Origin of the sequence: Streptomyces sp. NPDC100445, from assembly GCF_044759735.1 — a bacterium.
Lineage (GTDB): Bacteria > Actinomycetota > Actinomycetes > Streptomycetales > Streptomycetaceae > Streptomyces.
In genome coordinates, this window is sequence record NZ_JBIVZV010000007.1 from 309,138 (window position 1) to 319,994 (window position 10,857).

Here is a 10,857-nt window from a genome sequence, read left to right on the forward strand (position 1 = left end):
TCGGCCGAAAGTGGAGATGCGTGGATGAACGGGCCCGGACACGACTCAGCTCTGGCACGACGGCTCGCCACGGCCGTTCCGTCCCAGCACCGCAGGCTGGTGACCGAACTGGTGCGCCACGCCGTGACCGAGGCGATCGAGACGGCCCGGCCGGGCACGTCGGCCGCACTCGACCCGGACGCCCCCTTCGCCGCGCAGGGACTCGACTCGCTCGCCGCGGTCGACCTGCACCGGCGGCTGGCCGAACGCACCGGCCTGGAGTTGCCGGTCGGCCTCGCCTACGACTGCCCGACCGTCCACGACCTGGCCGCCCGGTTGCTCGCCGAGGTCCACGGCCGGGCGGACACCCCCGGCCCGCCGGCCGGTGACACCCCCACCGACGAACCGGTCGCCGTCGTCGGCATCGGCTGCCGCTTCCCCGGCGGCATCGCCTCGCCCGCCGACCTGTGGCGGCTGCTCACCGAGGGCGGAGAGGTCCTGTCGGGCTTCCCCCGCGACCGCGGCTGGGACCTGGACGCCCTCTACGACGAGGACCCCGAGGTACCCGGCAGCACCTACGTCCGCAGCGGCGGGTTCCTCGACACCGCCGCCGAGTTCGACGCCGACTTCTTCGGCATCAGCCCGCGCGAGGCCCTCGGCATGGACCCGCAGCAGCGGCTCGTCCTGGAGACCTCCTGGCAGGCCCTGGAAGACGCCGGCATCGACCCCACGACGCTGCGCGGCACCCCGGCCGGCATGTTCTTCGGCGCCGAGATCCAGGAGTACGGGCCGCGCCTGCACGACGCCCCCGACGGCCTCGACGCCTACCTGCTCGCCGGCAACGCCAACAGCGTCATCTCGGGCCGGGTCGCCTACGTGCTGGGCGCCGAGGGCCCCGCGGTCACCGTCGACACCGCCTGCTCCGGCTCCCTGGTCGCCGTCCACCTGGCGTGCCGCTCGCTGCGGCAGGGCGAGTCCTCCCTCGCCCTCGCCGGCGGTGTGGCCGTCATGGGCGGCCCCGGCGTGTTCACCGCCTTCAGCCGGCAGCGGGGCCTCGCACCCGACGGGCGCTGCAAGCCGTTCGCCGCCGCCGCGGACGGCACCGGCTTCGCCGAGGGCGTCGGCGTGCTCGTCCTGGAACGGCTCTCCGACGCCCGCCGCAACGGCCACCGGGTACTGGCCCTGGTGCGCGGCTCGGCCGTCAACCAGGACGGCGCCTCCAACGGCCTGACCGCGCCCAACGGCACCGCCCAGCAGCGGCTGATCCACCGCGCGCTCGCCGACGCCGGTCTCACCGCCGCCGACGTGGACGTGGTCGAGGCCCACGGCACCGGCACCCGGCTCGGCGACCCCATCGAGGCCACCGCGCTGCTCGCCACCTACGGCCAGGGCCGCCCCGCCGGCGCCCCGCTGCTGCTCGGCTCCGTCAAGTCCAACCTCGGGCACACCCAGGCCGCCGCCGGTGCCGCCGGGCTGATCAAGACGATCCTCGCCATGGAGCACGGGCGGATACCGGCGACCCTGCACGTCGACGCGCCCACCCCGCACGTCGACTGGTCGTCCGGGGCGCTGGAACTCGTCACCGAGGAGCGTGCCTGGCCCGACACCGACCGGGTCCGCCGGGCGGGCGTGTCCTCGTTCGGGGTCAGCGGCACCAACGCGCACGTCGTCCTGGAGCAGCCGGAGCCGGAGCCCGGACCGTCGGAGCCCGGCACCGACCGGCGCCCGGTTCCGCCCGCCGGGACACCGCTGCCGTTCCCCCTGTCCGCCCGGGGCGAGGGCGCCCTGCGGGCCCGCGCCGCCGACCTGCTGCCCCTGGTGGACGAGACCGACCCGCTCCACCTCGCCCAGGCGCTGGCCACCACCCGCGCCGCCCTGCCCGACCGGGCCGTCCTCGTCGCCGCCGACCGCGCCGAACTGCGCGCCGCCCTCCACGACCTGGCCTCCGGAACCACGCCGCCCACCGCGCGCGCCGACGGCGAACTCGGCTTCCTGTTCACCGGGCAAGGCAGCCAGCGCCCCGGCATGGGCCGCGAACTCGCCGCCGCCCACCCCGTGTTCGCCGACGCCCTGGACGACGTCTGCGCCCACTTCGACCTCCAGCTCACCCGCCCGCTGAAGGACGTCCTGTTCGCCGAGCCCGGCACCCCCGAGGCCGAGCTGCTGCACCGCACCGAGTACGCGCAGCCCGCCCTGTTCGCCGTGGAGGTCGCCCTGTACCGGCTCCTGGAGAGCTGGGGCCTCACCCCGGACCAGCTCGCCGGGCACTCCGTCGGCGAGATCGCCGCCGCCCACGTGGCCGGGGTCCTCACCCTCCAGGACGCCACCATCCTGGTCGCCGCCCGCGGCCGGCTCATGCAGGCACTGGACGAGGGCGGCGCCATGGTCGCCGTACGCGCCGCCGAGGACGAGGTGGCACCGCTGCTCACCCCGCGCACCGGCATCGCCGCGGTCAACGGACCCACCGCCGTCGTGGTCTCCGGCGACACGGCGGACGTGGAGCGCATCGCCGCCGCACTCGCCGCGCGCGGCCACGACACCAAACGCCTCAGGGTCAGCCACGCCTTCCACTCGCCGCTGATGGAACCGATGCTGGCCGAGTTCCGCCGCGTCGCGCACGTCCTGGACTACGCCGAGCCGGCGCTGCCCGTCGTCTCCACCGTCACCGGCGGTCCCGTCACCGCCGAGCTGTGCGACCCCGAGTACTGGGTGGAGCACGTCCGCGCCCGGGTCCGCTTCCACGACGCCGTCCGCACACTCGCCGACACCGGCGTCCGCACGTTCCTGGAGGTCGGCCCGGACGCGGTGCTGTCCGCCATGGGCCCGGACTGCACCGACGCCCCCGGCACCGCCTTCCTGCCGGTGCTGCGGCGCGACCGGTCCGAGGCCCGCGAGGCCGTCACCGCGCTCGCCGCCGCCCACGCCAGGGGCGTCCCCGTCGACTGGCGGCGCCACTTCGGCGGCCCGGGCGGACACCGCGTCGACCTGCCCGGCTACCCCTTCCAGCGGCGCCGGTTCTGGCTGGAGCAGCGCCCCGCCACCGACGCCGCGGGCCTCGGCCAGCTCCCCGCCGGCCACCCGCTGCTCGCCGCCGTCGTCGCCGTGGGCGCCGAGGGTGTCGTCCTCACCGGCCGGCTGTCCACCCGGACCCAGCCGTGGCTCGCCGACCACGTCATCGCCGGCCGGGTGCTGTTCCCGGGCACCGCCTTCGTCGAACTCGCCCTGCGCGCCGGTGACCACGTCGGCGCCACCACCCTGGAGGAGCTGACCCTCGGCGCCCCGCTCGTGCTGCGCGCCGACGAGGACGTCGCCGTACAGGTCGCCGTCGGCGAACCGGACGACTCCGGACGCCGCGACGTCACCGTCCACACCCGCGCCGACGAGGCCGCGCCCTGGACCCGGCACGCCGCCGGCGTCCTCACCACCACCGCGCCGTCCGCCCCGGCCGGCCCGACCGACTGGCCGCCGCGCGACGCCCGCCCCCTGGACACCGCGCGCGTCTACCCGGACCTCGCCGACCAGGGCTACGGCTACGGCCCCGCCTTCCAGGGGCTGCGCGCCGCCTGGCGGCACGGCGACGACGTCTACGCCGAGGTCGCCCTGCCCGAGGACGTCGCCGCCGACGCCGGCGCGTTCGGCCTGCACCCGGCACTGCTCGACGCCGCGCTGCACGCCGCCGACCTCGACGCCCCGCCCCGCCCAGAGGTGCTGGTGCCGTTCGCCTGGACCGGCGTCACCCTGCACGCCACCGGCGCGTCCACCCTCCGCGTGCGGATCACCCACACCGGTGGCGACACCCTCGCCCTGCACCTCGCCGACGCCACCGGCGCCCCGGTGGCCGTCGTCGAGGCCCTCACCTCCCGGCCCGTACCGGCCGGCGGCGAGGTCCTGTACGCGGTGCGGTGGTCCCCGCACCCCCGGCCGGCGACCACCGCGCCGCTGCGCACCGCCGTGCTCACGGACTCCGTCGAGGCACTGCCGGCCGGCCCCGCCCCGGACGCCGTCGTGCACCGCCTGGCCGACCCGGCGGGCGCCGACGCCACCGAGGCACGCGCCCACGTCCACCACGTCCTGCGGCTGCTGCGCACCTGGCAGGCGGACGAGCGCCTGGCCGACACCCGGCTCGTCCTCGTCGTCCGGCCCGCCTGCCCCGCCCACGCCGCCGTCCGCGGCCTGGTCCGCTCCGCCCAGGCCGAGAACCCCGGCCGCTACGTCCTCGTCGAGAGCGACGCCCTGCCCTCCGAGACCGACCTGCGCCGGCTCCTCGTCACCGGTGAACCCGAACTCGCGCTCGTCGACGGCGAGTTCCGCGTGCCCCGACTGACCGCGCAGTCCCCGGGTGACGAACCCGCCGCCGACTGGGGCACCGTCCTCGTCACCGGCGGCACCGGCGGCCTCGGCGCGCTCCTCGCCCGGCACCTGGTCCGCGCCCACGGCGTGCGCCGCCTGGTGCTCGCCGGCCGCCGCGGCACCGCCCCCGCCCTGCACGCCGAACTCACCGCCCTCGGCGCCGAGGTGACCACCGCCGCCTGTGACGTGGGCGACCGCGAGGCACTGCGCCGCCTGCTCGAACAGCACCCCGTCGACTCCGTCGTCCACGCGGCCGGCACCGTCCGCGACGGCATCGTCGACACCCTCACCGACGAGATGGTCGACGAGGTCCTCCACGCCAAGGCGCTGGGCGCCTGGCACCTGCACGAACTGACCCGGGACCGCGACCTCGCCCACTTCGTGCTCTTCTCCTCCCTCGCCGCCGTCCTCGACGGCCCCGGCCAGGGCAACTACGCCGCCGCCAACGCCTACCTCGACGCCCTCGCCGAGCACCGCGCCGACCTCGGCCTGCCCGCCACCTCCCTCGCCTGGGGCCTGTGGGCCACCGACAGCGGCATGGGCGCCGCCCTGGACGACACCGCCCGACAGCGCATCGCGGCCCACGGCGTCCCCGGACTGTCTGCCGCACGTTCCCTGGAGCTGTTCGACGCCGCCGTCCGCTCCCGCGACCCCCACCTGGTGCCCGTGGAGATCGACGCGGCCGCCGTGCGCCGCCGCCCCGACGGCGTACCACCGCTGCTGACCGGCCTCGTCCGCCCGGTCACCCGGCGGGTCACGGCGGACGCCGGCCCCGCGCGGGCCACGGACGGGCAGCTCGCCGCGCTGCCCGCCGCCGACCGCGACCGCGCCCTGCTCGACCTGGTGCGCACCGAGGTGGCGGCCGTGCTCCGGCACGACGGGCCGTCCGCCGTCGACCCCGGCCGGGCCTTCACCGACCTCGGCTTCGACTCGCTCGCCGCCGTCGAACTGCGCAACCGGCTGGGCACCACCACCGGGCTGCGGCTGCCCGCCACCCTCGTCTTCGACCACCCCACCTCCCGCGCCCTCGCCGGCCACCTCCGCGACACCCTCTTCGGTACCGGCCCCGAGGGCACCCCCGCCGCCCCGGCCCGCACCGCCCCCGACGACGACCCGATCGCCATCGTCGGCATGAGCTGCCGCTACCCCGGTGAGGTCCGCTCCCCGGAGGACCTGTGGCGGCTCGTCGCCGACGGCGTCGACGCGGTCGGCGGCTTCCCGGCGGACCGCGGCTGGGACACCGAGGCCCTCTACGACCCCGAACCGGGCACCCCCGGCCGCACCTACACCCGCGAAGGCGCCTTCCTGTACGACGCCGCCGAGTTCGACCCCGGCTTCTTCGGCATCGGCCCCCGCGAGGCCACCGCCATGGACCCGCAGCAGCGGCTCCTGCTGGAGGTGTCCTGGGAGGCACTGGAGCGCTCCGCCATCGACCCGCATCGCCTGCGCGGCTCCCGCACCGGAGTGTTCGCGGGCGTCATGTACCACGACTACGGCACCTGGCTGCCCGAGGTCCCCGACGACCTCGCCGCCTACCTCGGCAACGGCACCCTCGGCAGCGTCGTCTCCGGCCGGGTCGCCTACGCCCTCGGCCTGGAGGGGCCGGCCGTCACCATCGACACCGCCTGCTCCTCCTCACTGGTCACCCTGCACCTGGCCGCCCAGGCGCTGCGGCAGGGCGAGTGCGACCTCGCCCTGGCCGGCGGCGTCACCGTCATGTCGACGCCGGACACCTTCGTCGACTTCGCCCGGCAGCGCGGGCTCGCCGCCGACGGCCGCTGCAAGTCCTTCGCCGCCGCCGCCGACGGCACCGGCTGGGGCGAGGGCGCCGGCGTCCTCGTCGTCGAACGCCTCTCCGACGCGCGCCGCAACGGCCACCGGGTGCTCGCCCTGGTCCGCGGCTCCGCCGTCAACTCCGACGGCGCCTCCAACGGCCTCACCGCCCCCAACGGTCCCTCCCAGCAGCGCGTCATCCGCGCCGCGCTCGCCGCCGCCGCGCTCACCCCGGCCGACGTGGACGCCGTCGAGGCGCACGGCACCGGCACCACCCTCGGCGACCCCATCGAGGCGCAGGCGCTGCTCGCCACCTACGGCCAGGACCGGGCCGAACCGCTGTGGCTGGGCTCGGTCAAGTCCAACATGGGGCACACCCAGGCCGCCGCCGGTGTCGCCGGCGTCATCAAGATGGTCATGGCGATGCGCCACGGCGTCCTGCCGAAGACCCTGCACGTCGACGCGCCGTCCGACCAGGTCGACTGGAGCGCCGGCAGCGTGGCACTGCTCACCGAGCGACGCCCGTGGCCCGCGACCGACCGCTCCCGGCGGGCCGGTGTGTCCTCGTTCGGCATCAGCGGCACCAACGCCCACGTGATCCTGGAGGAGTTCACCGAGCCCGCGCCCCCGGAACCGGACCCCGCGACCGCCCCGCCCGTCCTCGCCCTCCCGGTCTCCGCCCGCTCGCCCGAGGCCCTGCGCGGCCAGGCCCGGCGCCTGCTGGAGCTGACCGGCACCGCCGCCGCCGATCTCGGCCTGGCCCTGGCCACCACCCGCGGCACCCACCCCCATCGCGCCGTGCTCCTCCCGGCCGGCGACGACGGGGCCACCGCCGCGCTGACCGCCCTGGCCCACGGCACCGAGGCCCCCGGGCTGCTGGTCACCGGCTCCGCCACCGACGGCACCCTCGCCTACCTGTTCTCCGGCCAGGGCGCCCAGCGCCCCGGCATGGGCCGCGACTGGTACGACGCCTTCCCCGTCTACGCCGAGCACTTCGACCGCGCCGCCGCCCTCTTCGACAAGCACCTCGAACGGCCCCTCGCCGACGTCGTCCTCGGCGGCGACGCCGAGACCCTGGAGCGGACGGCCTACACCCAGGCCGCCCTGTTCACCACGCAGGTCGCCCTCTACCGGCTGCTGGAGTCCTTCGGCCTGCGCCCCGACTGGCTGGCCGGGCACTCCGTCGGCGAGTTCGCCGCCGCGCACGTCGCCGGGGTCTGGTCGCTGGAGGACGCCGTCACCGCGGTCGCCGCCCGGGGCCGGCTCATGCAGGCCCTGCCGGCGGGCGGCGCGATGGTCGCCGTCCAGGCGTCGCCGGAGGAGGTCACCCCGCTGCTGGACGAGGGGCGCTGCGCGATCGCCGCCGTCAACGGCCCGCGTGCCGTGGTCGTCTCCGGCGACGAGGACGCCGTCACCGAGGTCGCCGCGCACTTCACGACCGCCCGCAGGCTGCGCGTCTCGCACGCCTTCCACTCGCCCCGCATGGACCCGATGCTGGCCGCGTTCCGGGAGGTCGTGGCCGGCCTCCGGGCCGCCGAGCCGACCGTGCCCCTCGTCTCCACCCTCACCGGCGCCCCGGCCACCGCCGCCGAACTCGGCTCCGCCGACTACTGGGTACGGCACGTGCGGCGGACGGTGCGCTTCGCCGACGCGGTCGCGGCCCTGGCCGCGCAGGGCGCCGGCACCTTCCTCGAACTGGGCGCCGCGCCCGTGCTCACCGCCCTGGGCCCCGACTGCCTGCCCGACACCGAGAACACCGAGAACACCGAGGACGTCCTGTTCGTCCCCACCGCCCGCAAGGACACCGCCCAGCTGCCCGGCCTGCTCGCCGCCCTGGCCGCCGTCCACACCCGGGGCTTCGACGTCGACTGGGCGGTGCTGTACGGGACGTACGCGGGACGCCGGGTCGACCTGCCCACCTACGCCTTCGAGCACCGCGGGTACTGGCTCCCGGCGCCCGCCACCGCCGTCGGTGACGCCGCCGGACACGGACTCGCCGCCACCGGCCACCCGCTGGTCAGCGCCCGCCTGGACCTGCCCGGCGACGCCGGGGTGCTGCTCACCGGCCGGATCTCCACCGCCACCCACCCCGTCCTCGCCGAACACGCCGTGCTGGGCACGGTGCTGGTGCCCGGCGCCGCGCTCGTCGACCTCGCGCTGCACGCCGGCCGCCTCACCGGCCGCCCGGTCCTCCAGGAGCTGACCCTCCAGGCCCCGCTGGCGCTGCCCGCCGACACCGCCGTACGCCTCCAGGTCGCCACCGGCGCCGACGGCTCCGTCGAGATCCACTCGCGCGCCGAGGACGCCCCCGACGACGAGGGCTGGACCCGGCACGCCACCGGCACCCTCACCGGACCCACCGCCCCGGCACCGGCCGCGTCCGGCGCCTGGCCGCCGCCCGGCGCCACCCCCCTCGACGTCACCGGCCTCTACCCGCGCCTGCACACCGAGGGCTACGACTACGGCCCCGTCTTCCGCGGCGTGCGGGCCGCCTGGCGCGACGGCGACACCCTCCTCGCCGAACTGGAACTGCCCGCACCCGCACGCCAGGACGCCGCCCGGCACGCCCTGCACCCCGCGCTGCTGGACTCCGCCCTGCACGTCACCTCCCTCCTGGACGGCGCGGCGGCACCCGCCGAACCGTCCGCCGGGATCGCCCTGCCCTTCGCCTGGACGGGCGTCACCCTGCACGCCCAGGCGTCCCTCACCGCCCGCGTCCGCGTCACCCCGGGCACCGACGGCACCCGACTCGAACTGGCGGACACCGACGGCCGGCCCCTCGCCACCGTCGAGTCCTACGTCACCCGGCCGGTCACCGCGGACCGGCTCACCCCGCAGCGCCGCCGGCACCTGTACACCGTCACCGACACCCCGCTGCCCGGGACCGCCGGCCGCCCCGACCGCCGCGGCTGGGCCGTCCTCGGCGACGACGACCTGGGCCTCGGCGCCCCGGTCCACGCCGGCCTGGACGCGCTCGGCGACACCGTGCCCGACGTGGTGATCCTCCCGGTCACCGCCCCGCCCGCCGACGGCCCGGACCTCCCCGGCGCCGTCCGCACCGCCCTGGTCGGCACCCTGGACGTCCTGAAGGCATGGACGGGCGACGACCGGTACGCCGGCTCGGTGCTCGTGGTCCTCACCGGCGGCGGCCTCGCCGACACCGCGGTGCACGGACTGGTCCGGGCCGCGCAGGCCGAGGACCCCGGCCGGATCCTCCTCGTCGCACGGACGGCGCCCGGCGCACCCGTACCCGACCGCGCCGCGCTCGCGGCGCTCATCGACTCCGGCGAGCCGGAGATCCGGTGGCGCGACGGCCGCGCCCACGCCCCCCGCCTGGTCCGCGCCGAGGACGCCCCGGGCACCGACCGCCCGTGGGGCACCGTCCTCGTCACCGGCGGCACCGGCGGGCTCGGCGCCTCGGTCGCCCGCCACCTGGCCACCCGGCACGGCGTCACCCGCCTGCTGCTCACCAGCCGCCGCGGCCCCGGCGCGCCCGGCGCCGCCGCACTGCGCGCCGCCCTGGCCGACCTGGGCGCCGAGGCCGACATCGTCGCCTGCGACGTGTCCGACCGGACCGCGCTCGCCGCGCTGCTCGCCGCGCACCCCGTGGACAGCGTCGTCCACACCGCCGGCGTCCTCGACGACGGCCTGGTCACCTCGCTGACCCCGGCCCGGCTGGACACCGTGCTGCGGCCCAAGGCGGACGCCGCCTGGCACCTGCACGAACTCACCCGGGACCGGGACCTCGCCCACTTCGTGCTGTTCTCCTCGGCCGCCGGCACCCTCGACGCCTCCGGCCAGGGCAACTACGCCGCCGCCAACGTCTTCCTCGACGCGCTGGCCGCCCACCGCGCCGCCCTCGGCCTGCCCGCCACCTCCCTCGCCTGGGGCCTGTGGGCCGGCGGCGGCATGGGCGCCGCACTCGACACGGCCGAGGTCCAGCGCATCGAACGTACCGGCATCGGCGCGCTCGACCCGGACGAGGCGCTGGAGCTGTTCGACACCGCCGTGGCCTCCGGCCAGCCCGCCCTCGTCCCGGTACGGCTGGACACCGCCGCCCTGCGCCGGCGCGGCACCGATGTGCCGCCCGTGCTGCGCACCCTGGCCGGCGTCACCGCCCGCCCCGACGACGCCGGCCCCGCCCGCACCCTCGGCGAGCAGTTGGCCGGCCTGCCCGCCGCCGACCACGAACACACCGTGCTGGAAGCGGTCCGCACCGAGGCCGCCGCCGTCCTCGGGCACGCCGGACCCGCCGCCGTCGAACCACGCCGCGCCTTCACCGAGCTGGGCTTCGACTCGCTCGCCGCCGTGGAACTTCGCAACCGCCTGAACACGGTCAGCGGACTGCGCCTGCCGTCCACGCTCGTCTTCGACTACGCCACCCCCGCCGCGCTCGCCGGCCACCTCCTGGAACGGCTGCGGCCGGAACCCGCCCCCACCGCGGCCGTACCCGGCGACGACGACGAACTGCGCGCCGTCCTCGCCCGCATCCCCCTCGCCCGCATCCGGGACGCCGGCCTCCTCGACGGCCTGCTGAAACTGGCCGACCCCACCGCGGACCCGGCACCCGCCGACCGGGCCCTGGACATCAAGTCCATGGCCGTGGCCGACCTGGTACGCGCCGCGCTCGACCGCAGCGGCACCTGACCTCATCCGGTACCGGACGACGCGCCGCGTCCGGTACCGGACCACCCCCACCCGGCGCACCCTCCACCGCGTCACCAGCGCCGCCGAGCCAGCAGGGAGCGACACCGA

The 10,857-nt window shown here is 77.2% G+C and carries 1 protein-coding gene; it reads left to right on the forward strand.

Annotated features, from left to right (window positions below; all coding sequences use genetic code 11):
- Nucleotides 1-24 precede the first annotated feature (24 nt).
- A complete protein-coding gene (locus ACIQVT_RS19430; protein WP_403754751.1) occupies nucleotides 25-10,749 on the forward strand; it encodes an SDR family NAD(P)-dependent oxidoreductase in 10,725 nt (3,574 codons plus the stop codon).
- Nucleotides 10,750-10,857: the final 108 nt, after the last annotated feature.

Bases quoted from the DNA above. Each gene is read 5' to 3' on its own strand.
- ACIQVT_RS19430 (WP_403754751.1), top strand. From the start codon at position 25: ATGAACGGGCCCGGACACGACTCAGCTCTGGCACGACGGCTCGCCACG.